Here is a 25,593-nt window from a genome sequence, read left to right on the forward strand (position 1 = left end):
AGTTCGGTCATGACTGATCCGAACGCCGCGTCCCGCCCCGTTCAAGCCGTCATTCTGGCCGGTGGCCAGGGTTCTCGGCTGCGTCCTTACACCGACGACCGGCCCAAGCCGATGGTCGAGATCCCCGGTACGGGGACGCCGATCATCGGCCACCAGCTCGCCTGGCTCGCCGAAGAGGGCGTGACGGACGTGGTGGTCAGCTGTGGGCACCTCGCCGAGGTGCTGCAGGACTGGCTGAAGTCGGCCGATCTTCCGGTCCGCGTCACGACCGTCGTCGAGACGGAGCCGCTCGGACGAGGCGGCGGCCTGAAGTACGCGGCCGCGCATCTTCCGCACCCGGACCGGTCCTGGTACGCCACCAATGGCGACATCTGGACCCGCTTCTCGCTCCGCGACATGGCGGACTTCCACACCGAGCGCGACGCGGTCGCGACGCTGGCCCTCGCTCGGCCGCGTATCCCGTGGGGTGCGGTGAAGACGGACGGCTTCGGCCACATCACGGACTTCATCGAGGCCCCGCCGTCGACGTTCGAGATCAACGCGGGCGTCTACGTCTTCTCCCCCGCGTTCGCCTCCCTCCTCCCCGAACGCGGCGACCACGAACGCACCACGTTCCCCCACCTGGCCCGGGAACGCCGTCTGGCCGGCTTCCCGCTTCCCCAGGGGGCGTACTGGCGAGCCATCGACACGGCGAAGGACCTGACGGAGGCGGCGAAGGAACTGGCGGCTCTGGGGCGCTGAGCGCTCCACGGGGGTGCACGTCGACGCCTGCGGTTCGGCGCGGCTACGTTCGACCCGGGCGGCACCCCGCAGCGCCGGGCGATCCGCAAAGCGAGCGGCACCTGTGACTCGGCTCAGCCGACGCAGCAGGGAGTATGACGATGGGCCCCGGACGGAATCGTGTCCGGGGCCCATCGGCGTCGTGGCAGTCGGTGGGGCAGGTGCCGTGTAGGTCGCCCACCGGGGTGTTACCCCAGCAGGCCGCCTACCAGGCCCGGTTCGTCGGGTGAGGATCCGCCCGTTGAGCCGCCGCCGGAGGAGGGGCCTCCGGAGGTGGGGCCAGTGCTGGTGCTGGGGGCCTCGTCGGTCGGAGTGGACTGCTGGGGCGGGGCCTGGCCCGCCGTGCCCTGCGTCTGGCTGGGCGTACCGGCGCCCGCGGTGCCCGTGTCGCTGGTGGCGCCCGGCGTGGTCGCGGCGCCCGCGCTGGGGCTCGCCGAGCCCGACGTGGCGCCCTGGGTGGGCGAGTTGGAGGCCGACGGCGTCCTCTTGTGCCGATTGCCGGGCTCCTGCGGGAGAGGGGAGCCGGGCAGTTCGTTACGAGGGGCCTCGCCGGGGCCGGGAACGACGACGCGGTCGGCGTCGCGCACCGCACCGCCGAGGACGGAGCCGATGAGGAGGGTGAGGCCCGTGACGATCGCCGTGACGAGGGCGCCGCGGCGCAGGACGTAGCTGCGGAGCTCCCAGATGTCGGAGCGGGGGCCGAGGCGCCGCCAGGCCATGCCGGCGAGGCGGCCGTCGATGGAGTAGACGGGGGCGCCGGCGATGATCAACGGGGACCACGCGGCGAGGTAGATGATGTCGGGGGCGTCGTAGACAGGGACGCTCTTCCAGCTGACGGTGACCAGCAGCGCTGCGGACAGCAGCGCACCGACGACCGCGGCGACCCGCTGCCAGCACCCCAGGACCGTGAGGACACCCACGATGACCTGGAAGAAGGCGATGACCAGGCCGGAGCCGATCGGGTGCTCCAGTGCGAACTGGCGCAGGGGCTCGGCGACTTCCCACGGGTGCAGGGTGTTGAGCCACGTCACCATCGAGCCGCGCTTGCCGCCGTCGAAGTAGACGGGGTCGCAGAGCTTGCCCATGCCGGCGTAGATGGAGATGAAGCCGAGGAAGACCCGGAGGGGGAGCAGGACGACGCCGAGGTTCATGCGGCGGCCGGGGTAGTAGGCGTGCCGCGCGGGGTCGTCGCCGCCGGGCCGCTTGAGCGGCGCGGCGGTCCCGTCCGTCGTATCGGGTTCCTCGAACTCCTCGTCCTCGTAGGGGAGTTCTTCGTAGGGGAGTTCCTCGTCGTACGCGCTCTCGACCGTGCGCATGTTCGGCAGTAGCCGGGCCTCGACGGACTCGTGCGTGCGCTGCGCGCCGACGATCGGAGTCTCGACGGTCTGCGTCAACTCGTCGTCGTAGCCGCCCTCGTAGCCCCGGTCATAGTCGCCGAACTCGACGCGCGGGATGACCTGGGTGCCGCCGGCGCCGGTGAGCGGCTCGTCGCCGTGGCGGACGCTGCCGTCCCGCACGGCCTGGAGCAGGCGGTGGGCGCCGGTGTCGTCGGGCGCGGACGTGCCGTTCCAGACGGCGACCCGGCGGCGGGCGCCGGTGGCTGCTCCCGCTCTGCCGGCCGCGTAGGTGACGGGGATGCGGGTGGTGTCCTCGGTGGCGCTCAGGTGCCGTGCGATCCGCGGGGACTGGGCGCGCCGCGTCGACGCGCCCAACAGCACGCGGAAACTCGCGTGATTGACGATGATCTGCGCCGGATCGCTCGGCACCTTCACCATGCTCAGCGCGGGAGCGTCGTCGTATCCCGACGAGCGGTCCCCCGTGGGTGTGCGGGGTGTTCTGGTGTCCACACTCAACTAACCGAGTGACGTGTGGTTAGGACACTGCCTTGACCGGTCCGATCTGTCCGGACCCCGTCAAGGATGCGCAGGTCGCACCACTGTCACCAGAATTAACCCGCACGGGTGACGCCACGGATGTCTGTTCAGACGCGTCGGCGAGCCGCCTCGTAGAGGACGATGCCTGCGGCCACACCGGCGTTGAGGGACTCGGCGCCGCCCGGCATCGGGATGCGGACGCGGACGTCGCACGTCTCGCCGACCAGGCGGGACAGGCCCTTGCCCTCGCTGCCGACCACGATGACGACCGGGCCCTGAAGGGCCGCCAGCTCGCCCAGTTCGGCCTCGCCGTCGGCGGCGAGACCGACGACCACGATGCCCGCCTTCTTGTACGCCTCCAGGGCGCGGGTGAGGTTCGTGGCGCGGGCGACCGGAGTGCGGGCTGCCGTGCCGGCGGACGTCTTCCAGGCGCCGGCGGTCATGCCGGCCGCGCGGCGCTCGGGTACGACGACGCCGTGGCCGCCGAAGGCGGAGACCGAGCGGACCACGGCACCGAGGTTGCGCGGGTCGGTCACGCCGTCGAGGGCGACGATGAGCGGGTCCTCGCCGTCGTCGTAGGCGGCGCTCGCCAGGTCCTCGGGGTGGGCGTACTCGTAGGGCGGGACCTGCAGGACCAGGCCCTGGTGGTTGAGGCCGTTGGTCATGCGGTCCAGCTCGGGGCGCGGGGCCTCCATGAGGTTGATGCCGCCGCGCTCGGCGGCGAGCTGGAGGGCCTCGCGGACGCGCTCGTCGTTGTCGATGAACTGCTGGACGTAGAGGGTGCTCGCGGGCACGCCCTCGCGCAGCGCCTCGACGACCGGGTTGCGGCCGACGACCAGCTCGGACGACGACTTGCCGCCGCGGCCGCGCGGCGCCGGACGACGCACGGCCTGCTTCGCCTTGGCGCCCGCGATGCGGTTCTTCTTGTGTCCCTTGCGCATCTCGGCGGGCGGGGTCGGGCCCTTGCCCTCCAGACCCTTGCGCCGCTGGCCGCCACTGCCGACCTGCGCGCCCTTCTTGCCGGACATGCGGCGGTTGTTGGCTGCCATGACCTACCCGTCTCTGCTCTGTGCGGAAGTGAAGCGTGTGCTCGTACGACTATGAAGTGTGCCGCCCGGAGGCCCGGACGGCACAATCGATCTTCTCCGGCGCGGCCGGGCTCAGCGCGGGCCGAGGCTCCAGCGCGGGCCCTGCGGGCCGTCCTCGATGACCAGGCCCGACTGGTTGAGCTGGTCGCGGATGGCGTCCGCGGTGCCCCAGTCCTTGCGGGAGCGGGCCGCCTCGCGCTGGTCGAGGACCATGCGGACCAGGGTGTCGACCACGCCGTGCAGGTCCTCGCCGCGGTCGGTCTCGCCGGCCCAGTGCGCATCGAGCGGGTCCAGGCCGAGGACGCCGAGCATGGCCCGCACCTCGGCGAGGCGCGCCACGGCGGCTTCCTTGTCGTCGGCGGCCAGTGCGCTGTTGCCCTGGCGGACGGTGGTGTGCACGACGGCGAGCGCCTGCGGGACGCCCAGGTCGTCGTCCATCGCCTCGGCGAAGGCGGGCGGCACCTCGGCGGACGGCTCGACGACGCCCGCCTTCTCCACCACGCGCTGCACGAAGCCCTCGATGCGCGCGAACGCCGACTCGGCCTCGCGCAGGGACTCCGGGCTGTACTCGATCATCGAGCGGTAGTGCGGGGTGCCGAGGTAGTAGCGCAGGACGATGGGTCGCCACTGCTTCACCATCTCGCTCACGAGGACTGAGTTGCCGAGCGACTTGGACATCTTCTCGCCGCTCATGGTGACCCAGGCGTTGTGCACCCAGTACCGGGCGAACTCGTCGCCGTACGCCTTGGCCTGGGCGATCTCGTTCTCGTGGTGCGGGAAGATCAGGTCGAGGCCGCCGCCGTGGATGTCGAAGGCGGAGCCCAGGTACCTGTGGGCCATGGCCGAGCACTCCAGGTGCCAGCCCGGGCGGCCCCGGCCCCACGGCGTCTCCCAGTCGGGCTCGCCGGGCTTGGCGGCCTTCCACATCGCGAAGTCGCGCGGGTCCCGCTTGCCGGTGATGCCCTCCTCCGAGGGCTGCCGCATCTCGTCGAGGTCCTGCCGGGACAGCTCCAGGTAGGAGGGCCAGGACCGGACGTCGAAGTAGACGCTGCCGTCCGCCTCGTAGGCGTGTCCGCGCTCGATGAGACCGCGCATCATCTCGACCATCTCGGTGACATGGCCGGTGGCGCGGGGCTCGTACGTCGGCGGGAGGCAGCCGAGGGCGGTGTAGCCGTCGGTGAAGGCACGCTCGTTCTCGTAGCCGATGGACCACCAGGGGCGGCCCTGGTCGACGGACTTGGTGATGATCTTGTCGTCGATGTCCGTGACGTTCCTGATGAACGTCACCTCATAGCCGCGGTGGGCGAACCAGCGGCGCATGATGTCGAAGTTGAGGCCGGAGCGGATGTGCCCGATATGCGGCGCGGCCTGCACGGTGGCGCCACAGAGGTAGATCGAGACACAGCCCGGCGTGAGCGGGGTGAAATCACGGATCTGCCGGGCGCTGGTGTCGTACAGGCGAATAGTCACGAGTCCAGGGTAGTGGGCAGGAGCGAGTGCCTTGCGACCTTCCCACTCAAGGGGACGTATTCGTGACATCCCCCGTGCTCAAGGCCGTTCAGCCGGCCCGCACCACCAGCGCCGTCGCCACCGCCATCAGGCCCTCGCCGCGTCCCGGGAAGCCCAGTCCGTCCGTGGTCGCGCCCGACACCGACACCGGTGCTCCGGCCGCCTCCGAGAGGACCTTCTGCGCCTCGTCGCGGCGCTTGCCGATCTTGGGGCGGGGGCCGACGACCTGGACCGCGATGTTGCCGATCCGAAAGCCCGCCTCGCGCACGATCCGTGCCGCCTCGGTGAGGAGTACGACGCCGGAGGCGCCCGACCACTCGGGTCGCCCGGTGCCGAAGTGCTGTCCCAGGTCGCCGAGGCCGGCCGCCGAGAACAGCGCGTTGCACGCGGCGTGCGCGACGACGTCCGCGTCGGAGTGCCCGGCGAGGCCCGGCCCTTCGCCCTCCCACTTCAGACCCGCGCACCACAGCTCGCGGCCCTCCTCGAAGGCGTGGATGTCGGTGCCGATGCCCACCTGGGGCAGTACCGGGAGTGCCTCAGAAGCCATCGTTCAGCCTCCGGCGCGCCAGGACCGCCTCCGCCAGGACCAGGTCCAGCGGGCGCGTCACCTTGAAGGCCTCCTCGTGGCCGGGTACGACCACGACCGTCTCGCCCAGCTGCTCGACCATGCTCGCGTCGTCGGTGACGTTGTCGGTGACCGTCTCATGGGCGCGGACCAGCGTGGCGCGGTCGAAGCCCTGTGGGGTCTGCACGGCCCGCAGCCGAGCGCGTTCGGGCGTCGCGACCACCGGCTCCGGCTCGCCCGCGGCCGCCGCGGGCTCGACTTCCTTCACCGTGTCCGCGAGGGGCAGCGCCGGAACGACCGCCAGAGCGCCTTCTCGTACGGCCTCGATGACGGCGTCGACGGTGTCGACCGGGACGAGGGGCCGGGCGGCGTCGTGCACCAGCACGATGTCGTACGCGGCCGGCAGCGCGTCCAGCCCCAGCTTCACGGACTCCTGGCGGCTCTCGCCGCCGGGGACGACGAGGAAGTCGGTGCGCTCGGGCAGCGCGTGCGCGTCGAGCAGCGACTTGACCTCGCCGGCGCCGTCCGGCGGGGCCACGACGACGACCAGGGAGACGGCGCGGGACGCGGCCAGCGCGCGGACCGCGTGAATCAGCATGGGCGTGCCGTTCAGCGCGCGAAGCGCTTTGGGGGCGCCCGGACCCAGGCGTACGCCCCGGCCGGCGGCCGGGATCACGGCAGCGGTACGGACTTCCGCGGGCGAAGGACGCGAATCGTCAGACATCGGTTCCTGTCAGGTTTGTGTGCTCGGCCTACGTGGGTATGGCCTCAGCGTGCCGGGCGCGACGCCTTGACCGGACCCTTCCGTGACACCGGTCGAGCCAGCAGCCCGGGCCCGGCACGCCAAGTATCGGGGGATCTTCCTCCGAGGATGAACCCGCGTACGGCGTCCGAGGTCCGAGGACATACGGCGTCCGGGTACGAACATGCCGCAGCGCCCGGCGACGAGAAATACGTCATCGGGCACCGCGGCACTTTTTAAAACAACACAGCAGTGTGCTGAACTGAGGCGGATGAAACCGCGTCAGGACGCGAGAACCTCGTCGAGCAGGGCCTCGGCCTTGTCCTCGTTGGTGTTCTCCGCGAGAGCGAGTTCGCTCACCAGGATCTGGCGGGCCTTGGCGAGCATGCGCTTCTCACCGGCGGAGAGTCCACGCTCGCGCTCACGACGCCACAGGTCACGCACGACTTCCGCGACCTTGATGACATCGCCGGAGGCGAGCTTCTCCAGATTTGCCTTGTAACGACGCGACCAGTTCGTGGGCTCCTCGGCGTACGGCGCGCGCAGCACCTCGAAGACCCGGTCCAGCCCGTCCTGACCGACCACATCACGCACGCCGACGAACTCCGCATTGTCCGCTGGCACACGTACCGTCAGGTCACCCTGGGCGACCTTCAGCACCAAGTAGGTCTTGTCCACGCCTTTGATCTGGCGAGTTTCGATGGCCTCGATCAGCGCGGCCCCGTGATGGGGATAGACCACGGTGTCGCCAACCTTGAACGTCATGTGACAGGTACCCCTTCCGTGGCTATCCAGGGTAACACGGAAACTGCGGGTTCTGAATGGCGTTTTCGCAGGTCAGGGCATATCTCGGGGCTTGACAACTCCAACAGGAACGTGCTGCGCGGGCCGACTGGAAGAAGGTATTCGCAGGTCGGAGCGGCTCTGCGGGTGAGGTGAAACGCGCACGTTACACACATCCGGAGGCGCGTCCGAGTGGTCGAACGTCCACATATGTCCGGTTCCAAGTGTGCGACTTCCGCTACTCCGTTCGGCGTCCGGAGTCGGGTACCGGTCGAATCCGGAATTGATCACGGCCAGGTCGGCAGGACGGTCGGTGATCAATTTCGGGAGAGCCGCGCATTCCTTCACGGAAATTTTGCGCGGGGGCTTGCAAGGGGACTTATGTGAATGGCGGACGGACGCGCGAGCAATGTGACTCCCGGGTCACTTGCGGGTGAAGTGACGGGTGGTGGAAGAGGTACTTCGACGGCTCATCGCCACTCAGGGGAGGGTCGGGTGCGGTCGCGCGGGAACGGCTCGGTAACCTAAGGCCGCTGACAGACACTTAGGGCGGCTTTACGCGCCCGCCCCGTTCGAGTCAAGGAGTTGCCGCCGCCGTGAGCAGCAGCCTTCGACGCGGCGCCCTCGCCGCGGCCGCCATCGCGTTCTCGATCACGTCGCTCGGTGCGTGCGCCGCCGGCAACAACAGCCAGACGCTGGAGATCAAGCCGGACAACGCGGCCACCACGGTCGGCGACATCAAGATCCAGAACGCCATCGTCATCACCCAGCCCGACCTGGAGTCGACCGGTCCGGCCGCGATCTCCGCGACCCTGTTCAACTCCGGCCGCACCGCCCAGACGCTGGACGCGATCAAGGTGGACGGCACCGACAAGACCGCCGAGCTCAAGCCCGCCAAGGGGGGCAGCCTGACCATCCCGGCCGGCGGCTCGCTGATCCTCGGCGGCAAGGACAACGCCTCCGCCCTGCTGCCCAGCAGCCGCGAGGCCGTCCAGGACGGCAACGCCCAGAAGATCACCTTCACCTTCAGCAAGACCGGTGACGTGAGCCTGCGCGCGTTCGTCGTCCCGGCCGAGCACTACTTCGAGAGCTGGGGCCCGACCGAGGTCCCGTCGGTGCCGGGCAAGACGTCCTCCCCGACCGCCTCACCGACCGGATCCCCGGCCGAGGGCACCCCGGCCGGCCCGAACGGCGAGGCCTCCGCGAGCGCGACGTCCGCGGAAGGCAACGCGGCCGGTACCGGGAGCGGCGCCGGTGCGGCGACCCCGTCCGACAGCGCCTCGCAGACGACGGCCGGTCACTGAGCGGTCGTAGAACGTAGAGTCGTAGAACGTAGAAGAGAAGAAGGGCGGGACCCCGGAAACGGGGTCCCGCCCTTCTTCCACGTGGTGAGCGTGTTGTTTACGGCTCGAACTTGTAGCCCAGGCCACGCACCGTCACCAGGTACCGCGGCGCGCCCGGGTCCGGCTCGATCTTGGCGCGCAGGCGCTTGACGTGGACGTCGAGGGTCTTGGTGTCACCGACGTAGTCGGCGCCCCAGACGCGGTCGATGAGCTGCATGCGCGTCAGGACGCGGCCGGCGTTGCGCAGGAGCATCTCCAGGAGGTCGAACTCCTTGAGGGGGAGGTCGACCTTGGAGCCGGAGACCGTGACCACGTGGCGGTCCACGTCCATACGGACCGGGCCCGCCTCCAGCGCGGCCGGGGTCACCTCCTCCGGCTCGCCGCGGCGGCGCAGGACGGCCCGGATACGGGCGACCAGCTCGCGCGAGGAGAACGGCTTGGTGACGTAGTCATCTGCTCCTATTTCCAGGCCGACGACCTTGTCGATCTCGCTGTCCTTGGCGGTGACCATGATCACCGGGACGTTGGAGCGGCCGCGCAGCTGGCGGCAGACCTCGGTGCCGGGCAGGCCGGGCAGCATCAGGTCGAGGAGGACGAGGTCGGCGCCGTTGCGCTCGAACTCGTCGAGTCCGTCGGGCCCGGTGGTCGCGACGGCGACCTCGAAGCCCTCCTTGCGGAGCATGTACGACAGGGCGTCGGAGAAGGACTCCTCGTCCTCGACGACGAGCACACGGGTCACGGAAGGACCTCCGGGGCGGAAAGCGTTTCGTACGCTGTTGAGTCAGGCGGTGAGTCGGGGGATCTGCGGGGATGCGATCCGGCGGGCTGTCCGGCCTCGTCGTCGAGGTCGGGGTGCTGCTGTGCGCGGTCTCGGGCCGCACCGGCCTCCGGCAGCCGCAGGGTGAAGGTGGAGCCCTGTCCCTCGGAGCTCCACACCGTGACCTCCCCGCCGTGCGAGGCGGCCACGTGCTTGACGATCGCGAGACCGAGGCCGGTGCCGCCGGTGGCACGGGAACGGGCCGGGTCGACGCGGTAGAAGCGCTCGAAGATGCGCTCCTTGTCCTTGTCCGAGATGCCGATGCCCTGGTCGGTCACGGCGATCTCGATGAGGTCTCCGCCCGGGGCGCTGACCCGGCGGGCGGCGATGCCGACGCGGGTGCGGGCGGGCGAGTAGTTGACGGCGTTCTCGACGAGGTTGCCGAGCGCGGCGGCGAGCTGGCCGCGGTTGCCCCAGATGCTGAGGTCGGCGGTGCCGCCGGCCCGTCGCCCACCACCACTCTGATCGGGTCCTTCGAGCGCCCCTACGTTCGAGGCCATGTTGATCTGCTTCGTTCCGGCGGCGTGCCGGCAGCGGTCCATGGCCTCGGCGACGAGCTCGTCGACGCGGACGGGCTCGGCGTCCTCCAGCGGGTCGTCGTTCTGCACCCGGGAGAGGTCGATGAGCTCCTGCACCAGGCTGGTGAGCCGGGTCGCCTCGATCTGCATCCGCCCGGCGAAGCGCTCCACGGCCTCCGGGTCCTCGGAGGCGTCCATGACGGCCTCGGAGAGGAGGGAGAGGGCGCCGACCGGCGTCTTCAGCTCATGGCTCACGTTGGCGACGAAGTCGCGCCGCACCGCCTCTATGCGCCGGGCCTCGGTGAGGTCCTCGACGAGGAGGAGGACGAGGCGGGAGCCCAGGGGCGCGACGCGAGCGGACACGGCGAGGGCCTCGCCGCGTCCGGTGCCGCGCCGCGGCAGGTCCAGCTCGACCTGCCGTATCTCACCGTCTCGTCTGGTGTCCCGGGCCATCTGGAGCATGGGCTCGACGGAGAGCTTGCCGCCGCGCACCAGACCGAGGGCGTACGCCGCCGAGCTGGCCTTGACGACGGCGTCCCCCTCGTCGAGGACGACGGCGGAGGAGCGCAGCACCGACAGGACCGTGTCCACGCCGGGTGGCAGGACCGGGTCGGTGTGCAGGGAGGTTCGGGTGGGGCGCTTCAGGTCGCGTTCGCTCCAGCGGAACGCCAGCATGGCGATGACACCGGTAAGTACCCCGGCGATCGCTGCCGCTGCGGCGACCGCCGCGTTCACGTCCATGCACCCAGGTTAGGCATGACGCAGGCAGTGGCCACAGCCGTCGGAGTGCGAGCTCGAACACTCGTCGCCCAGAGTTCACCTTGGAGCCAGTACTGGTTCATTTGGGGTGGCGGAAACGGACGCGTAGCGGCCGGAAGGTAGGAGCGTGGGGTTCGCACAGGCGATTTCTGCTGGTGATCGCGCTGGTGATCGCATGGGTGATCGCGCGAGTGATCACATAGGTGATCACATGGTCATCGCACTGGCGGTTTCACGACAGTCCGACTGTCGTTTTCACGGCAGTCTTATGGTCGGAGGTCACGACCGTAAGACTGCCGTGGCGGACGACAAGACTGCCGGTTCGACGACAGTCTCCTGGCCCCCGGAACCCCCGAGGCATACGTAAGAGAGGGACCCTGATGCGGGACGCGTACCACGAGGAACTGGACTCGATCGGCGACAGCCTGGTGGAGATGGCCCGGATGGTCGGGTCGGCGATCGGGCGCGCCACGACGGCGATCCTCGACGCCGATCTGAAGCTGGCCGAGAGCGTGATCGAGGCCGACCAGAAGGTCGACGACCTCCAGCACGACCTGGAGGCCCGGGCCATAGCGCTGCTGGCGCGCCAGCAGCCGGTGGCGACCGACCTGCGGATAGTCGTCACCTCGCTCCGTATGTCGGCGGACCTGGAGCGCTCGGGCGACCTCGCCCAGCACGTCGCGAAGCTCACGCGGCTGCGTTACCCCGCGCGCGCGATCCCGCAGGACCTGCACGCCACCATCCTGGAGATGGGCCAGCTCGCGCAGCGTCTGATGGCGAAGGCCGCCGAGGTGATCATCACCAAGGACGTCGATCTCGCCCTCCAGCTGGAGCAGGACGACGACGCGATGGACCTCCTGCACCGCACGCTCTTCCAGCACCTGATGGACGAGCGCTGGAAGCACGGCATCGAGACGGCGGTCGACGTGACGCTGCTCGGCCGCTACTACGAGCGGTACGCCGACCACGCGGTCGCGGTTGCGAAGCGTGTGGTGTACCTGGTGACGGGTGAGCACGCGGATGACCTGCAGGCCGACATCCAGCCGGAGATCCAGCCGGTCTCGGGTGCGGAAGGGGCGTAAGCCGTAACCCGCTCACCGGGGACTGTTCGGGGCGTGTGCAAGCCTCTGTGCGCCGTTGATGCGCCCAGTGGGGCGGGCATGGAATGGGCACAGGCACCAGCCTTGAGGAGGGACCATGGCCGAATCCCCCAGCACTCCCGGAACCCGCGGCAGCACACCCGACCCCACCCGGGAACGCCCGTCCGAGCAGCCCGCCGACATCAGGAGCCTCCCACTCTTCGGCGCCTGCGGCTGCGGCTCGGGGTGCGGGTGCGGGTGCCAGTCGGGGAATCCTTGCCAGTGCGGGTGAGCGGGTGAGGGTGCGGGTGCGGGTGCGGATGTAGGTACGGATGTACTGCGGCGTACGACGCCGTGGATCTCGTACGACGGTGAAGGGCCCCGGCGTGAATGCCGGGGCCCTTCGTCGTGCTGGTCGTCCCGGACGGGCGCAGCATGGAAGGAGAGCGAGAGCAGGCGAGCGCACTCCGAGGACCGGAAGGGTCCGAGGATCGTCAGGAGGTGCGAGGCATGGCTCAGTACATGGACGTACACCACAACATGAAGGGCATCACGGCTGACCAGCTCAGGGAGGCCCACAACGCGGACCTCGCCATAGAGAAGGACGAGCGCGTGCACTTCGAGCGGGCGTGGGCCGACCCCGAGTCCGGCATCGTCTACTGCCTGTCCGAGGCCCCCTCGGCGGAGGCGGTCCAGCGCATCCACGAGCGCGCCGGGCACAAGGCCGACGAGGTCCATCCGGTTCCGCTGTCGATCTGAGACGCGGGATAGGACGTACGAAGGGGACGTACGAAGGGACGTACGGGAAGGAGGTGCGAGGCCCGTGACACGCTTCATGGACGTCCACCACGGCCTGCAGGGCATCACGGCCCAACAACTGCAGCAGGGCCACGAGGCCGCCGCCGCGGTCGAGCAGGAAGAAGGAGTCCACTTCGAACACGCCTGGGCGGACCCGGAGTCCGGCACGGTGTACTGCCTCAGCGAGGGCCCTTCGGCCGCGGCAGTCCGACGTGCCCACGAACGCGGGGGCGGCGGGGCGCCGGACGAGATCCATGCCGTACCGCTGACCGTGTGAGTTCGGCACGACAGAGGACACGGCGGAGGAGGAGTGACGGCCCCCGGCCTGCGGGCGACGCAGGCCGGGGGCCGACGTGTGGCCTCGGGAGCGCCGCTCTGGGGACGGTCGTCCGGGATGGGTGATTGTTCGGATGGAGCGTGGAATTTCGCTTTTGCTGCTGTCTGTAGGGGTGGGATCAGGGCATCGCGCCCGCGCTCCGTTCTGCGAGCGGCGAGGCGCGGGTCGTCGGCCGGGTCGGCAGGAGACCAAGACGAGCGAGAGGACCGCCATGCGCTCGGGGTCTGCGCGTCCCGCCGGGGCTGCCCGAGGGAACTGAGACCTTGGCACGCCCGCTCGCGCCGGGACGGCAGGTGACTGCGCGCCCCTAGGGGCCTCATGGGCTTCCGGCGACCGGTCCGCATCCCCGCCCGGTACTCCCCCGGCAGCGGGCGCGTGCGCCCACAGGGTCGGCGCAAAAGGCGCATTGCCGCACCTGTCCGGCGGCAGTAGAAGAGCAATGACCCCAAACGTTGCGGCCGCGGCGTCTCCAGGCATCACAACGCAGCTCCGAGAGGCTGGGTGATCCAGAATGCCGCACGACCCGCACAACGCCGTATCGAACGAGCCGGAGGACGTGACCGTATCGCTGGCCCCCGAGCAGGAAGCCGTCCTGCAACCGCCGTCGGAGGGCGCGCAGGGCGAGGTACTGCACGGCACGGGTGAGGGACTGGAGCCGGTCGAAGGCTATCGGCGGCCCGAGGGGTTCCCGCCCGAGGCCTGGACCGCCCCGACGGTCGCCCTGCCCGACATCGGGGAAGCGTCGTTCGGTCCGCCGCCGTCGGCGCAGAAGACGGTGCACGGCCCCGACGACCGCGTCCAGATCACCAACACCGCGGTGTACCCGTGGCGGGTGCACTGCTACCTGCTGATCACGGCCCGCGACAACACCCTCTACCAGGGCACCGGCTGGCTCGTAGGACCGCACACCGTGGCGACCGCGGGCCACTGCGTCTACATCAAGGGCAGCGGCGTGGCGGGCCGGGACGGCTGGGTGAAGAGCATCCAGGTGATGCCCGGACGCAACGGCTCCGTGCTGCCGTACGGCAGTGTCACCTGCACGAGCTTCCGCTCCGTGGTCGGCTGGACCGATGACGGCGACGACAACTTCGACTACGGCGCCATCGTCACGCCGTCCAACATCGGCTCCACCACCGGCTGGTTCGGCTTCGGCGTCTGGTCCGACTCGGACCTGCTCAAGACCACCGGCAACATCGCCGGCTATCCGGGCGACAAGCCGCCCGGGACGCTCTGGTACGCGGCCCGCGGCGTCGACTCCGTCACCGCGCGGAAGGTGTACTACGACATCGACACGGCCGGCGGCCAGAGCGGGAGCTCCGTCTACCGCATCGACAACGGCAACCGCTACGGCTTCGCCATCCACGCCTATGGCGGAGCCCGGGTGAATTCGGGTACCCGGTTCACCACACCCGTCTACAACAACTACGTGGCCTGGAAAGCGTGAGCGAAGCTCCATGAACGACAGCAGTTCGGCGAGGGCTGCGGGGTCCGCAGGGTCCGCAGGGTCCGCCAGGGAGATCACCGGCGTCGTCCATGACGCCTCGGGGGTACCCGTGCCCGGCGCCCATGTCCTGTTCACCGACGGGCCCGGGCCCTTGCCGGACATCGCTGCCGTGACGGACACCGAGGGACGGTTCTCCCTCACCGCCCCGATACCGGGTGATTACGCGCTCCTGTGCCGGGCGGATCCTGCCATGGGGCCGCCCGGCATGGCCGAGGCGACGGTGCGGGTGGGGGGACCGGGCGATGACGGGGCCGGGGCTCCTGAGGCGGCGGTACGGGTCGAGCTGACGCTCGGCTGACAACCGTTCCTGGAGGGTCCTTCGGATCTTGCAGGCTTCTTCGGAGGCTCCGTCGGGTGACCCCTCGACAGGCGATCCGCGGGAAACGGACTTACGGTCGAGCGGTGGGCGCTGCACCAGATGAGGTGCCCTCACGTGCCGGCGCCGCCGCCCGTCGACTTCCCTCACGACACCAACAGGAGACGACCTGCCATGGCCACAGCATCTGAAACCCCGGTACTGGACACCCTCGCCGCCATGACGGTCGACTCGGTCGAGCGGTGCGGGCTGGTCCCGGAGACGTTCATGCTCACCCGCATCGCCGCCCTCGCCGCTTCGGACGCCCCGCCGATCTCGTACGTCGCCCATATCGACCCTGCCATCCAGGCCGGGATGACTGCGGAGCAGGTGCAGGATGTGCTTGTTGCCATCGCGCCCGTGGTGGGTACGGCGCGCGTCATGACGGCGGCCGGGAACATCGCCAAGGCGCTTGGCATCACGATTGCGGTCGCGGATGCGCAGGCCGAGGCACAGGGGCAGGCGTAGGAACGCCCTCGGGACAGCGAGAAGCCCCCTACCTGCAGGAAATCTGCAGGTAGGGGGCTTGTTCACAGGTCGGGGGGTACGCGCCCGGTTCCGCGAGGCTACGAGGCGCTGAGGGCGGAGCGCCCAGGGGATTTCGTATGCGATGGCGTCCAGGCCGCTCAGCTCGGGAAGCCGTGATCACGTACTCGGAAAGCCGTGATCATGCACCGGCGCACGGCGGACGCAAACCGCACCCTGACGCCGCCCCACAGCGGACGTCCGCGGAGGCGTTCACCTGCGTCCACGTCCACGGGTGCGTCCACGTCCACGGGCGACACGTGGGTTTGGCAGCTAGGCAGCCCTGGGCCGCGCCGCACGCATGGTCGGGGCGGGCTCCTGCGCATCCTCGATCAGGAAGATCCCGTCTTCTCCGAGATCCGAGGCCTGGAAGGGGTTGGTCGCCGGAGGTGGCGATACTGCGGTGGAACGGCGGGGTTGCCCTTCCAGGGCGGAGAACAGCGAGGTCTGGTCGATGAGAGGTCTGCCTTTCGTTACAGGCCCCTAGAGGCCTGGCGTGCCGTGACCGGGCACAACGGTCCTACAGCTTGGTCATCTTGGCGTACGGGCTCAGGATCCGCATCTGAGTCGAGCCGAAATCCACGAGCGCCGCGATTCCGTCCTCGATGCCGATCACCCGGCCGAGTCCGTACACGTCGTGCGTGACCTTGTCGCCCACGGCGAAGTGCTTGGGAGCCGGTGCGACCGGGGCCTTGAAGGGGCTGGTAGGCAAATGACGCTTCGGTACAGCAGGCTTAGTCATTGCCCCTAGTATGCGCCTACGTCCATCCCGTTCGCTGTGGCCGTCCACACAGACAGGACGGCAACATACTCCAGACCTCGTCAGGCGACCGGAAACTCGACCGCAGGACTAGCTGAAGGGAACGGCCTCTGTCGGGGCGGTGTGCCAGTTGGTGACGATCGGCTTCTCGACAGTGATGGTGCCGACCGGCAGGGACACCGGGTTGGGGTCGTCGTCACCGACGCCGACGATGATGCTGTCCAGTTCCTTGCCACCGTCTCCGTTGGTGGTCTTCGGGTTCACCCCGGCGTAGGCGGCGGTGCTCCCACTCAGCTTTATCTGCTCGCCGACGGCCTGCTCCGCGGGACCCGCCTGGGTGCCGTCGGATCCGAACGCCACGGTCGGCAGCGCGGCGGGCAGGTAACAGGTGATCCCCGACTTCGCCTTCGCGATGATCAGGATGTATCCGCCGGCCTGGGTCTCGGACCTGGTGCTCCAGGAGATGTCGTTGGCCCCGCAGCTCTGCCCGACCGGCTCCCGCTCGCCGTTGCCGGTGTCTGCGCCGGAGCCGGAGCCGGCCGCGTCCCCGGTTCCCTTGCCCGATGCGTCGGAGCCCTTGTCGGACCCCTGGCCGCTGCCCGCGGTCGACGAGCCTGACGGGGTGGCCGCATCGCCGGCCGGGGTGGCGGACGAAGAACCCTGCGCGGCGCCGGCGTCCGTGGCCTTGTCCGTGTCCGTGTCCTGGCACGCGGTCATCAGCATGGCACCGCCCACGATGGCTGCGGAGACGAGGAAGGCCTTGCGACGGTTGCCGGACATGAAATCCCCTTGGTCATCGGTCGGTTGAGGCCGAAGCGGTTTCGGCTGCTCGGTGCTGCTCGATGACTATGAGGGGGCTGCGGGACGAAGGGATCCCGGTGCCTTCGTTCCAAGACAGCGTTGTCACAGGCTGGTGACATGATCACGAAGAGTTGCGGGAGCCGGTCGCCGCATTCCGACGGGGCCCTCGTGCAGAGAGAAACCCCCTACCCGCAGAAAGACCGCAGGTAGGGGGCTTGATCAGCTCAGGCTACTTCTTCTTGCCCTGGGTCTTGTCGGGGATCTTGGTGAGCTGGGTTTTTGCTGGTCAGGGGCGGTGGGGTCGGGCGCCTGGTGGTCGTCGTTGGTCGTCATTGGCCACTGTTTGGCGGCGTCGGACGGCCCAGGGACGGCCCAGACAGCCGACCGGCTCAGACTTCGCTCATGCGGTACGGCTCAGGCAACGGCGACAACGGCACATTCAGCACGCGTCCCAACAGCGCTCGCGCAACAACGTCGCGCTCGCAGTCCGGTTGGCCTGCCCTCATGGAAAGAATCACACGGTGGTCCCGGGTAACCACGGCAGCACCCGTGAAGTTTGGGTCGGTAATCGAAGACTCATCCAGCGTGACGCCCAGCTCCGAGAGAAGATCGGGCAGAGGGGCGTTGAAAAGGTGTTCAGGACTCAGCACCAACTGGGCGTAGCCGGTTGGCAGCTTTGACGTCTGCACTTGATCGAACTTCGTCACGGGCCTATCTCCTCAGCCGGCCGTTGATGGGTCGCCAGAGTGTGCCGCCATAGGGCCGGGGCTGGTGCAACGCCACGCTGAACGATCTCCCCGTCACGGTGAGGACCAAATCACCAGTGCGAGGACCAGGCGGAGTACATCAGCTTGGGAGGCTGCGATCATTTGGAGCCAGTTCTTGCTCTGACCTCGGTGAACGCTTTGAACGGGTCCTTGTTGCCGCTGCCTGCTCTCACCGTGAGTCCCCGCTGTTCCCCGCTCGATCTGGTGCGCTTGTGGTGCGACCATCGTCAGGGGTTGCAGTGCGCATCAGAGGCCCTCCCATCGCGGCCGGGCTTGCACAGCAAGGGGTTCACTTCTTGCGACGCCTGCTCGCCCTCTTCTTGACTTCGGCCTGGCCGCGTTTCGTCCAGACACCTTGATGGAGGTAGCAGCGCGACGTGCCCTTCATCGTCTTGTTCTGGCAACGACCTCCGGCTCCAGTCGGCCAACCGCACTTCCCTTGCTTCCACTCACCCACCGCCCACCCCCCGGTAGTTCGTCTCAAGGGTCGGCACCCAGCGTGCGCTACAGGCCAAGGACCGGGGTAGGGCGCATGGCCGGCGGTACGGAAGCTCCACGCGTACGCGAGTCAGTACATCCGGCGCGCGGTCTCGTGTGCACCCAACTGTGTTGGTGGGGTTCGTGCGCCGGTGCTGCTATCAGTGAGTGCCGTCAGGACAGAGGCTCTCGACCTGGCAATGGAGCTTGAACTGCTGGCCGGTATAAGGAGCACCTGCCAGAAGCAGACCATGACTGCACATTTTTTGCTGTCGGGTAGGCGTAACCGCATCATGGTGCATCATGTAAGAGCGCCGAGATGTTGCGATGCATCAGGAGGGGGATCGTTGGGTGTCTAAGGTTGATGACGATTTCGAGTACGAAGTATCGCTAGGCCTACTACCCGAAGATGAAGAGATCGAGATATCGCTGTCTGAGGAGCAAGTGGCGGCGATTGACAAAATCGTCAAGTTCGGATTCCGCAGAGCAGGTCACTACAGTGACGGTATGCACTTCGTGGACGAGCGTGATGGTTCGTCTTCACGAGGACAAGGGGGACTCCTCAGGAACGCCGATATCCGTGTGACTGACCTCCCGGCCGCCGCTTCGGGGTTGGATACATATAGAGATCACACTGAGTACAGGGGGGTAATTTCTCACAATGGGGCTAGCGCCGAGTTTCTGATCGGCAACTCTAGCTCTACCATTCCTGCTGGGAAAATCATCGAGTCATACTCCTGGCGGTATGCTGAACCTGATTGTGGGCACACCTTCGAGCCCTATGTAATTAAGCAGAAATCACGGACGCACGAAGTAGGGTTTCACCTCCGAAGCCCCAATTTGAATGCCTGCGTCGAGATTTCCCCCATCAGTCCAATTGCCACACTCCTCGCCTATGATCTCGGATATTACACGGCGGACAACTTCAGTGAGCACACGCTAAAAGTGATGCTGGGATCGTCTAATGACGTCGCCGCCAATTCCATGCAAGTGCAGCAACTTGCGCACGATCTGCTATTCGAGCTCGATGCTAAATATGGTCTTGTTCTCAGTCTGATACCACGAGAGCGTGGTCGGCTACCCTTCTTGTCGAGGAAGCCGACGACGGAGTGGCAGTCGATCAGCTTCCCCTCAACGCGCGTACCTCGCGAGGTTGCGGCGATCTTCTCTTTCGCCGGCGAAGCTCAAGATAATCCGCCCTTTGCCTTCCTCTCCTACTATCAAGTGCTTGAGTACTATCTGCCGTTCGTGGCGCGTCGAGATGCGCTAAAGCGTGTCCGCCGCGAAATAAGGGACTTCGCATTTGATGTTTCGGATGACGCTTCTGTGCTTCGAGTACTAAACGTCGCCGAGCGAGCGAGGGGTGTGGGCGAAGAAGAAGCTTTGAAAATTCTGGTACGGGACTGCGTCCGAGAGGACAAGCTAATAGAGGCCCTAAAGGGTGACGGATTCATTGAGCACTTTTCTCGTAAAGGGCCCATAAAAGGGGTTCCTGGCATAAATCTCAGTTCCACGTCGGAGACCGTGCAGGTTCAAGTTGCTCGTAGGATCTACGCACTCCGAAATAGGATTGTGCACGCAAAGGATGATCCGAAATACTCTGAGACGCCGCAATTGCTGCCGCGCAGTAGTGAAGCGAATCTGCTCGGCCCGGACATCCTCCTAGCCCGCTTCCTGGCGCTTGAGACCATTATTGATGCGCAGGACTAGCTAGCGTTCTGTTGGTCAAGCTAGCCTCGCGCTTTCACGAGGCTGGCTGTCCTCCTGGTGCTCTCGGTTGCCATCGTTCGGCCGCGAAGGGCCTTGGACGGCCCAGCGACCGCAACACCGGCGACCCTCATATCAATCGGATGCTCTACATCTACCCTCCCAGGCCGAAGTAGCTAAGAACTAGTTGCGTGACTACTCCGCCTGCGACTCCGGTGCCGACCGCCTCAGACGATCGGGCCCCTAGGGCCAGAACCCTGCCCAGCCACCCCTGCACACGAGGACCAGGCTCTGCCAGTTCTCCCCCCGCCTCGGCGCGGTCCTCGGAAATTGCTACGGTTAGCGATGTCAGCAGCTCTTCATTGACGCCAGCCTGTCTCAATCTGTCAACCAGCTCACCTTCTGTCTTTGGGGGACTAGCGTAAGAATTCTGAGTGAAGTTGTTTGAGTTTAGCGCTACGTTTGCTCCAGGGCCATTAATCACTGTATGAAAAATCTCGTTCCCTTTTTCAGGTGTCACGAGAGACTCCCCTGATTTCTCCCCAGCCTCCGGGTTTTCTGCCTCAAGTTGAAGTGCGAAGTCGAGGATTCGTGTGCGAACTGCATCGAGAATGGCGCGCAAGAGCGACGGTGAAAGTTGACGCCAAATGCGCGTGGCGCCCATTCCTTCGTACATGGTGAAGTCGCCACGAGTGTGATAGAAGTTGAATTGGGCCACCATGTCTGCGGTCCAAGGAACGCCAATTCCATTTCGAAGATCGCCTTTGAGGAGATCTTCGATTTCGGAAACGCTAGAATTTATGCTGGTCTTGCCAAGTCGAGAGGGGTTGAATCTTTCGGGTAGCATGGAGACGGCCACAGGAGCATTGCTCATCCCTGAGCCGAAGGGTCCTGCAAAGTTTCCAAGTGTGTGCACAGGAAATGGCCCGCGATAGGCTGGTACGTCCTCGTCGGGGTATCCTGTTAGTTCTCTATCGATCCAGTCCAATGCGTCGGAAATTCGTAGACGTGTTGCCACAATTCGAGCCTGTCGAAGAAGGCTTGCGGTAGAGACTTCCTCGCCAGCCGCATCTCTAATCAGATCTTGCAATAGTGCCACTCGCGTCTCCCGCTGTAATCCCCTGGTGCCTTCGATCTCGCCAAATGTTAGCTACACACTGAGTGACATGTCCTGGGAATTTAGGTTTTGGCGGTCACCAAGGGAACGCTGCGATGCTTGGAAGCGCGAGGTCGGTGGAGCGGCTTTGGGGTGGCGCTGCTTTGGCGCGAGTGATCATGGCCCCGTAAGCTTCCGGCGAGTCGGGCAGGTAGTGAACCTGCCCGGTAAAGCACGACGTTGGGGCCATGATCTGCGAGGCTCGCGCCAAAGTGGCTCCGTAAAGCCGTGGAGCCGACCGCCCCAGCCACGATGTACCCCTTCTCTGACATCAGGCGGCTGCATGCTTTGAGCGCGGTACGGGCGCCGGCTGGGCTGGAGCGGGGCGGAGACAGGAGCGCAGGCCCGGCCGGGGGCCGGGCCGCGCGCGGGGAGCGGAGCGAGCCGCCTTGAACCAGTAGAGAAAGTTGTAACTCAGTCGTTCGCGTGGGGCTTGTCTTGTCTCGGTTGATGCTTGACGCTGTGGCCTCACCTGATGCTTGACACCGCTTGCCTCGGCTTGGCTGTGCGCCTGGATATGGCGCATGGGGAGGGTCGGGGCCGTGCTGGTGGAGTTGAGCGTGGTCGAGCAGCGGTATCACGCGGTGATGGAGGTTGCCGCGGGGGTTCCGGTCACTCAAGTCGCGGCCAGGTATGGGGTGTCGAGACAGTCGGTGCATGCCTGGGTACGCAAGTACGAGCGGTCGGGCCTGCCGGGCCTGGTGGACCGTTCGCACCGTCCGGTCTCGTGTCCGCACCGGATCGCCGGGGAGGTGGAGGCGGTGGTGTGTGAGCTGCGGCGCCGGCATCCCACCTGGGGTCCGCGCCGCCTGGTGCACGAGCTGGACCGCAGGGGCATCACACCGGTCCCCTCCAGGGCGACCATCTACCGGGTCCTGGTCCGCAACGGCCTGGTCGAGCCCGGGGTCCGCAAGCGGCGCCGGTCGGATTACCGCAGGTGGGAACGGTCTGCGGCGATGGAACTGTGGCAGATGGACATTGTCGGCGGCATCCTGCTCGCGGGCGGCGGCGAGTGCAAGATGGTCACCGGGATCGACGACCACTCACGGTTCATGGTGATCGCCAAGGTGGTCGAGCGGGCCACCGCCCGCGCGGTCTGTCGGGCCTTCGGGGAAGCGCTGATCCGGTTCGGAGTGCCTGAGGAGGTGCTGACGGACAACGGCAAGCAGTTCACCGCCCGGTTCGGCTCCGGACGGCCCGGGGAGACGATGTTCGACCGGATCTGCCGGGAGAACGGCATCACCCACCGGCTCACCCGACCGCAGTCCCCGACCACCACCGGGAAGATCGAGCGGTTTCACCAGACACTCAGACGCGAACTCCTCGACGGCTGCGGCCCGTTCGAAGACCTCGCGGCCGCGCAGGCGGCGGTGGATGCCTGGCTGGAGGACTACAACCGGATGCGGCCGCACCAGGCCCTGGACATGGCCGTCCCGGCGAGCCGGTTCGTCCCCCGGCCGCGGGCCGAGCAGGACGTGTTGCCGGTGGTCCTGCCCGCCCGCCTCGACCTGGTCACTCCTGCGGCTCCGCCGGATCCGCCGCCGCTTGAACCGGCGCCGGTGGCCTGGCCGTTGGCCGAGGGCGAGATCGGTGCGATCGAGGTGGAGCGGCAGGTTCCTGCTTCGGGGAATCTGAGCCTGCGCGGGCAGCAGATCTGGTTCGGTCCGGCCCTCGCCGGCACCACGGTCACGTTGCGCATCGACGTGAACCGGCTGCATGTGCTGATCGGCGGGGCACGGCACAAGACGCTGCCCTCGAAACTGTCCGGCCGGGACCTCAAAGCCCTGCTGGCCAGCGGCGATGCCCGTCCAGCCGGACCCTGGCCCGATGATCCCGGCCCGGCCGACGACTCCCCGAAGGCGGTGGAGGTCGATCGCACCGTCAACGCGGTCGGCTACGTCGGCCTGGGCGGCGACAAGGTCCTCATCGGCTGGCCGTTCGCCGGACAACGAGTCACCCTGCGGCTCGACGGACGGATCCTTCAGGTCCTCGACGAACAGCGGGTCCTCAAGGCCACCCTGCCCAGCCCGCTGCCGCCGTCGGCCTGCAGTCGTCTGCAGGGCGGCCGTCCGGCCGGCCCTCCACCGCTGCTGCCACCGCCCGGCGAGCAGATCGCCGAGCGCACCGTCAGCAGCACCGGCGGCTTCGTGGTCGCCGGACAACGCATCCAGCTCGGCCGCGGCCATGCCCGCCAGATTGTCACCGCCCACCTGGACGAGACCAGCATCCGCATCTTCCAGGGAACCGAGCTGATCACCACCGTTCCCCGCGTCACCAGGAAGGAGGTGGTGGTCCGCAACTCCGGCGAACACAATCGCCGAAAGATCGTCTAGGGCAGACGTCAAGCATCACCCGACGCCAACCCGTCAACCATCAACTGAGACTCGACACGGCCGCGCAGGGCTTGAAGTCATATGCGCAGCCTGGGAGTTCGAATCCTTGGCGGTGGGCGAGCGGCACGAAGAGCACCGGGCGGATCGTCCATGTGATGCGAGTGCGGTCCTGAGTGATCGACACGGTGCAGGGCTCTGACTTTAGGAGGGCTCGCCGCGTCTCAATGCGGCCTTCGTACAGCCAGTCCCACGCCTCGTCAGAGGTTTCGGAATCCAGCGCCGGAGTGATCGCACGCAGGGCGACCGCAACCCACCTGTCGGCCTGGGCCGCCGAGTACGCGTCGATCGATGCCAGAAGCGCCGGCCTCCGCTGCTCGTCCAAGTCCTCGGTCCAGCACTCACACCAGTAGCCCCACTGCGGCTTGTCCATCAGCACGGGTGGCCTCCTCGGCGCGGGCGGGCGAAGAGCTCCGCGGTGACTGTGTGACCGCCGTCGGTCTCGTGGACCACGACCCGGTGCGCGATGACGCTGACCATGCCCAGGCCCCGGCCGTGCTCGGCCTCCTGGTCCTGGTGCTCGACCTTCGGGCCCATCCCCGTGCCTCCGTCGTCCGTCACCGACAAGGCGATCACCTGCGCGGATACCGCGAGCGCCAGATGGAAGCTTCCGGACTCCCGGCCGCTGGCCGTGTGCAGGATCGCGTTCGCGCTCAGCTCGCTCACGATCAGCTCGGCGTCCTCGGCTAACGGCGAGCCACGCAGGATGTCGCGGGTCCATCGGCGGGCCCGGCTCACCTCTTCCGGAAATCCTGGGCAAGTGAGCCCCCAGACCCGTGTATTACTCGTATACTCGTGCATACAAGTTCCTTCGTGCTGGTAGGCCGCCATGTGTAGCGGGTTCGGGCTAGACGAGTTTCACGCCGTCGTGGGCGCGGATGGCCGGCGGAGACGCCGCGTCCATAGCGTCCAGGACGCGGATCGCGTACGCCTCGTCGGCGAGTTCGGATACTTCTTCGCGGGTGGCCCAGCGCAGCGCGCGGGTCTCGTCACCGGTGGTGGGCGTGCCGTCGGCGGCTTCGCAGCGGAAGACCAGCGAGACGATCAAGCCCTTCATGTTCTTGTAGACGCCGGTCAAGGTCGCGGGAAGCTTGATCTTGATGCCGGTCTCTTCGAGAACTTCGCGCTGGAGAGCCTCGGGGATGGCTTCCTCGCGTTCGAGGACTCCGCCCGGCGGCTCCCACTTGCCGTTGTCGCGGCGCTGGATCAAGAGGGCCCGGCCCTGGCCGTCTACGACGACCCCGGCCACGCTCACGGAGTGCGGGCGTTCTGTGCTCACGTTCCTCGGCCCTCTCGGCTGGCTAGGCTCTCCACCGTAGCAACAACACTCGCCCACTCGTCTAGATACCTAAAGGAGTACAGGTGCCGTCTCTTCCTTCCGGCCTCCTCGGCGATCTCGACCCCACGAGCGATCGTGCGGTCTTCCGGCAGATCGCCGACCAGCTGCGTGAGGCCATCGACCGTGGGCGGTTCAGAGAGGGCGACAAGCTGCCCTCCGAAGCTGACCTTGTCGAGCATTACGGGGTTTCCCGGATGACGGTCCGGAACTCCTTCTCCATCCTGCAGGGGGAAGGGCTCGTGCATGCCGAGCATGGCAAGGGCGTCTTCGTGCGGCCCCGGCCTCCCGTGCGGCGGCTCGCCTCCGACCGGTTCGCCCGGCGACACCGAGAGCAGGGCAAGTCCGCCTTCATCGTCGAGGCGGACGCCGCCGGCAGTCACCCCCAGGTCGACAGCCTTGAGGTCAAGGAAGAGAAGGCCAGCCAGGATGTCTCCGCCCGGCTCGGCTCCGTGCGCCGGGTACTGGCTCGCCGCCGTCGGTATCTGCTCGACGGGCGGCCCGTGGAGTTCGCCACCTCCTACCTTCCGCTCGACATCGCGCGAGGTACGCCGATCGCCGAGCCGAACCCCGGACCTGGCGGCATCTACGCCCGCCTCGAAGAACTGGGCCACCGCCTCGACCACTTCGAGGAGGAGATCCGTGCCCGGATGCCGTCGCCTGCCGAGGTGAAGACGCTCCGGCTGGCCGCTGGCGTGCCCGTGATCCACCTGATCCGCACCGCGTACGACACCGAGGGGCGAGCCGTAGAAGTCTGCGACACGGTCATGGCGGCGGACGCGTACGTCCTGTCGTACCAGCTCCCGGCCACGTGAGGGCCTGA

The 25,593-nt window shown here is 67.6% G+C and carries 26 protein-coding genes; 11 read left to right on the forward strand and 15 right to left on the reverse strand.

Translation table 11 applies throughout. The features are described 5' to 3' along the window. Window positions 1–9: 9 nt before the first annotated feature. Window positions 10–741, forward strand: a complete 732-nt coding sequence (locus PBV52_RS21640; RefSeq protein ID WP_274240292.1) for a nucleotidyltransferase family protein — start codon at window positions 10–12, stop codon at window positions 739–741. A gap of 227 nt (window positions 742–968) precedes the next feature. Here the strand turns inward: PBV52_RS21640 and PBV52_RS21645 are convergent, their stop codons facing one another. The 6 genes from PBV52_RS21645 to PBV52_RS21670 form a co-directional block, all read right to left on the reverse strand. Next, window positions 969–2,627 carry a DoxX family protein gene (locus PBV52_RS21645; RefSeq protein ID WP_274249499.1) on the reverse strand — a complete coding sequence of 553 codons (1,659 nt, stop codon included), beginning with the start codon at window positions 2,625–2,627 and terminating at the stop codon, window positions 969–971. A gap of 134 nt (window positions 2,628–2,761) precedes the next feature. Continuing rightward, window positions 2,762–3,703 (reverse strand): 23S rRNA (guanosine(2251)-2'-O)-methyltransferase RlmB, encoded by a 942-nt coding sequence (gene rlmB, locus PBV52_RS21650; protein WP_274240293.1) that lies wholly within the window; start codon window positions 3,701–3,703, stop codon window positions 2,762–2,764. Between the two features lie 111 nt (window positions 3,704–3,814). After that, window positions 3,815–5,212: a cysteine--tRNA ligase gene (gene cysS, locus PBV52_RS21655; protein WP_274240295.1), complete on the reverse strand. Its 1,398-nt coding sequence runs from the start codon at window positions 5,210–5,212 to the stop codon at window positions 3,815–3,817. Window positions 5,213–5,300: 88 nt separating this feature from the next. Beyond that, window positions 5,301–5,798, reverse strand: a complete 498-nt coding sequence (gene ispF / locus PBV52_RS21660; RefSeq protein WP_274240296.1) for a 2-C-methyl-D-erythritol 2,4-cyclodiphosphate synthase — start codon at window positions 5,796–5,798, stop codon at window positions 5,301–5,303. Beyond that, window positions 5,788–6,540 carry a 2-C-methyl-D-erythritol 4-phosphate cytidylyltransferase gene (gene ispD / locus PBV52_RS21665; protein ID WP_274240297.1) on the reverse strand — a complete coding sequence of 251 codons (753 nt, stop codon included), beginning with the start codon at window positions 6,538–6,540 and terminating at the stop codon, window positions 5,788–5,790. The genes ispF and ispD overlap by 11 nt, the downstream gene beginning before the upstream one ends. Window positions 6,541–6,840: 300 nt before the next feature. Next, window positions 6,841–7,323 (reverse strand): CarD family transcriptional regulator, encoded by a 483-nt coding sequence (locus tag PBV52_RS21670; RefSeq protein ID WP_003953493.1) that lies wholly within the window; start codon window positions 7,321–7,323, stop codon window positions 6,841–6,843. 614 nt (window positions 7,324–7,937) lie between these two features. Here PBV52_RS21670 and PBV52_RS21675 point away from each other — a divergent pair. After that, on the forward strand, window positions 7,938–8,645 hold the full coding sequence (locus PBV52_RS21675) for a DUF461 domain-containing protein (protein WP_274240388.1): 708 nt from the start codon (window positions 7,938–7,940) through the stop codon (window positions 8,643–8,645). A 97-nt stretch (window positions 8,646–8,742) separates the two neighbouring features. On the opposite strand, the gene PBV52_RS21680 is transcribed toward PBV52_RS21675, so the two are convergent. Beyond that, window positions 8,743–9,423 (reverse strand): response regulator transcription factor, encoded by a 681-nt coding sequence (locus PBV52_RS21680; RefSeq protein ID WP_015659563.1) that lies wholly within the window; start codon window positions 9,421–9,423, stop codon window positions 8,743–8,745. Further along, complete coding sequence (locus PBV52_RS21685) at window positions 9,420–10,760, reverse strand: cell wall metabolism sensor histidine kinase WalK (RefSeq protein ID WP_274240390.1); 1,341 nt, start codon at window positions 10,758–10,760, stop codon at window positions 9,420–9,422. The genes PBV52_RS21680 and PBV52_RS21685 overlap by 4 nt, the downstream gene beginning before the upstream one ends. A gap of 398 nt (window positions 10,761–11,158) precedes the next feature. Here PBV52_RS21685 and phoU point away from each other — a divergent pair, with 398 nt between their 5' ends. The 6 genes from phoU to PBV52_RS21715 all read left to right on the forward strand — a co-directional run bounded on the left by phoU (window position 11,159) and on the right by PBV52_RS21715 (window position 15,319). Then, window positions 11,159–11,860 (forward strand): phosphate signaling complex protein PhoU, encoded by a 702-nt coding sequence (gene phoU / locus PBV52_RS21690; RefSeq protein WP_274240391.1) that lies wholly within the window; start codon window positions 11,159–11,161, stop codon window positions 11,858–11,860. A 507-nt stretch (window positions 11,861–12,367) separates the two neighbouring features. Continuing rightward, window positions 12,368–12,616, forward strand: coding sequence for an SCO4226 family nickel-binding protein (locus PBV52_RS21695; protein WP_274240393.1), 249 nt, complete (start codon window positions 12,368–12,370; stop codon window positions 12,614–12,616). Window positions 12,617–12,680: 64 nt separating this feature from the next. Beyond that, on the forward strand, window positions 12,681–12,932 hold the full coding sequence (locus PBV52_RS21700; RefSeq protein ID WP_274240395.1) for an SCO4226 family nickel-binding protein: 252 nt from the start codon (window positions 12,681–12,683) through the stop codon (window positions 12,930–12,932). Window positions 12,933–13,503: 571 nt separating this feature from the next. Further along, window positions 13,504–14,436, forward strand: a complete 933-nt coding sequence (locus PBV52_RS21705; RefSeq protein ID WP_274240396.1) for a serine protease — start codon at window positions 13,504–13,506, stop codon at window positions 14,434–14,436. A 10-nt stretch (window positions 14,437–14,446) separates the two neighbouring features. Then, window positions 14,447–14,794, forward strand: coding sequence for a carboxypeptidase-like regulatory domain-containing protein (locus PBV52_RS21710; protein ID WP_274240398.1), 348 nt, complete (start codon window positions 14,447–14,449; stop codon window positions 14,792–14,794). Between the two features lie 192 nt (window positions 14,795–14,986). Continuing rightward, complete coding sequence (locus tag PBV52_RS21715) at window positions 14,987–15,319, forward strand: carboxymuconolactone decarboxylase family protein (RefSeq protein WP_274240399.1); 333 nt, start codon at window positions 14,987–14,989, stop codon at window positions 15,317–15,319. Between the two features lie 577 nt (window positions 15,320–15,896). Here PBV52_RS21715 and PBV52_RS21720 read toward each other — a convergent pair. From PBV52_RS21720 to PBV52_RS21730, 3 genes are all read right to left on the reverse strand, one after another. Beyond that, entirely contained in the window at window positions 15,897–16,118 is a 222-nt protein-coding gene (locus tag PBV52_RS21720; RefSeq protein ID WP_274240400.1) for a hypothetical protein, read from the reverse strand. A 108-nt stretch (window positions 16,119–16,226) separates the two neighbouring features. Next, entirely contained in the window at window positions 16,227–16,916 is a 690-nt protein-coding gene (locus PBV52_RS21725) for a hypothetical protein (protein ID WP_274240401.1), read from the reverse strand. A gap of 410 nt (window positions 16,917–17,326) precedes the next feature. Next, entirely contained in the window at window positions 17,327–17,644 is a 318-nt protein-coding gene (locus tag PBV52_RS21730; RefSeq protein WP_274240402.1) for a hypothetical protein, read from the reverse strand. Window positions 17,645–18,532: 888 nt separating this feature from the next. Between PBV52_RS21730 and PBV52_RS21735 the strand changes: the two genes are divergently transcribed. Beyond that, a complete protein-coding gene (locus tag PBV52_RS21735; protein WP_274240403.1) occupies window positions 18,533–19,891 on the forward strand; it encodes a hypothetical protein in 1,359 nt (452 codons plus the stop codon). Window positions 19,892–20,042: 151 nt separating this feature from the next. Here the strand turns inward: PBV52_RS21735 and PBV52_RS21740 are convergent, their stop codons facing one another. Next, a complete protein-coding gene (locus PBV52_RS21740; RefSeq protein ID WP_274240404.1) occupies window positions 20,043–20,987 on the reverse strand; it encodes a hypothetical protein in 945 nt (314 codons plus the stop codon). Between the two features lie 611 nt (window positions 20,988–21,598). On the opposite strand from PBV52_RS21740, the gene PBV52_RS21745 reads away from it, so the two are divergent. Next, window positions 21,599–23,377, forward strand: a complete 1,779-nt coding sequence (locus PBV52_RS21745) for an IS481 family transposase (RefSeq protein ID WP_274249465.1) — start codon at window positions 21,599–21,601, stop codon at window positions 23,375–23,377. Window positions 23,378–23,417: 40 nt separating this feature from the next. On the opposite strand, the gene PBV52_RS21750 is transcribed toward PBV52_RS21745, so the two are convergent. Genes PBV52_RS21750 through PBV52_RS21760 form a run of 3 tightly spaced genes read right to left on the reverse strand, consistent with a single transcriptional unit; the run spans window position 23,418 to window position 24,689 of the window. Then, on the reverse strand, window positions 23,418–23,807 hold the full coding sequence (locus PBV52_RS21750; RefSeq protein ID WP_373922019.1) for a hypothetical protein: 390 nt from the start codon (window positions 23,805–23,807) through the stop codon (window positions 23,418–23,420). Next, on the reverse strand, window positions 23,807–24,235 hold the full coding sequence (locus tag PBV52_RS21755) for an ATP-binding protein (RefSeq protein WP_274240406.1): 429 nt from the start codon (window positions 24,233–24,235) through the stop codon (window positions 23,807–23,809). Before PBV52_RS21755 ends, PBV52_RS21750 begins: the two co-directional genes overlap by 1 nt. A 46-nt stretch (window positions 24,236–24,281) precedes the next feature. Further along, entirely contained in the window at window positions 24,282–24,689 is a 408-nt protein-coding gene (locus tag PBV52_RS21760; protein ID WP_274249501.1) for an NUDIX hydrolase, read from the reverse strand. A gap of 107 nt (window positions 24,690–24,796) precedes the next feature. On the opposite strand from PBV52_RS21760, the gene PBV52_RS21765 reads away from it, so the two are divergent. Then, window positions 24,797–25,585 carry a GntR family transcriptional regulator gene (locus tag PBV52_RS21765; RefSeq protein WP_274240407.1) on the forward strand — a complete coding sequence of 263 codons (789 nt, stop codon included), beginning with the start codon at window positions 24,797–24,799 and terminating at the stop codon, window positions 25,583–25,585. The last annotated feature ends 8 nt before the right edge of the window (window positions 25,586–25,593 follow it).

Source organism: Streptomyces sp. T12 (genome assembly GCF_028736035.1).
Taxonomy (GTDB): domain Bacteria; phylum Actinomycetota; class Actinomycetes; order Streptomycetales; family Streptomycetaceae; genus Streptomyces.

What these genes read in the sequence shown, in the direction of transcription:
- PBV52_RS21640 (WP_274240292.1), top strand. Translation starts at nt 10, where the DNA reads ATGACTGATCCGAACGCCGCGTCCCGCCCCGTTCAAGCCGTCATTCTG.
- PBV52_RS21755 (WP_274240406.1), bottom strand. Translation starts at nt 24,235, where the DNA reads ATGCACGAGTATACGAGTAATACACGGGTCTGGGGGCTCACTTGCCCA.
- ispF (WP_274240296.1), bottom strand. Translation starts at nt 5,798, where the DNA reads ATGGCTTCTGAGGCACTCCCGGTACTGCCCCAGGTGGGCATCGGCACC.
- ispD (WP_274240297.1), bottom strand. Translation starts at nt 6,540, where the DNA reads ATGTCTGACGATTCGCGTCCTTCGCCCGCGGAAGTCCGTACCGCTGCC.
- PBV52_RS21685 (WP_274240390.1), bottom strand. Translation starts at nt 10,760, where the DNA reads ATGGACGTGAACGCGGCGGTCGCCGCAGCGGCAGCGATCGCCGGGGTA.
- PBV52_RS21720 (WP_274240400.1), bottom strand. Translation starts at nt 16,118, where the DNA reads ATGACTAAGCCTGCTGTACCGAAGCGTCATTTGCCTACCAGCCCCTTC.
- rlmB (WP_274240293.1), bottom strand. Translation starts at nt 3,703, where the DNA reads ATGGCAGCCAACAACCGCCGCATGTCCGGCAAGAAGGGCGCGCAGGTC.
- PBV52_RS21750 (WP_373922019.1), bottom strand. Translation starts at nt 23,807, where the DNA reads ATGGACAAGCCGCAGTGGGGCTACTGGTGTGAGTGCTGGACCGAGGAC.
- PBV52_RS21670 (WP_003953493.1), bottom strand. Translation starts at nt 7,323, where the DNA reads ATGACGTTCAAGGTTGGCGACACCGTGGTCTATCCCCATCACGGGGCC.
- phoU (WP_274240391.1), top strand. Translation starts at nt 11,159, where the DNA reads ATGCGGGACGCGTACCACGAGGAACTGGACTCGATCGGCGACAGCCTG.
- PBV52_RS21695 (WP_274240393.1), top strand. Translation starts at nt 12,368, where the DNA reads ATGGCTCAGTACATGGACGTACACCACAACATGAAGGGCATCACGGCT.
- PBV52_RS21705 (WP_274240396.1), top strand. Translation starts at nt 13,504, where the DNA reads ATGCCGCACGACCCGCACAACGCCGTATCGAACGAGCCGGAGGACGTG.
- PBV52_RS21710 (WP_274240398.1), top strand. Translation starts at nt 14,447, where the DNA reads ATGAACGACAGCAGTTCGGCGAGGGCTGCGGGGTCCGCAGGGTCCGCA.
- PBV52_RS21725 (WP_274240401.1), bottom strand. Translation starts at nt 16,916, where the DNA reads ATGTCCGGCAACCGTCGCAAGGCCTTCCTCGTCTCCGCAGCCATCGTG.
- PBV52_RS21715 (WP_274240399.1), top strand. Translation starts at nt 14,987, where the DNA reads ATGGCCACAGCATCTGAAACCCCGGTACTGGACACCCTCGCCGCCATG.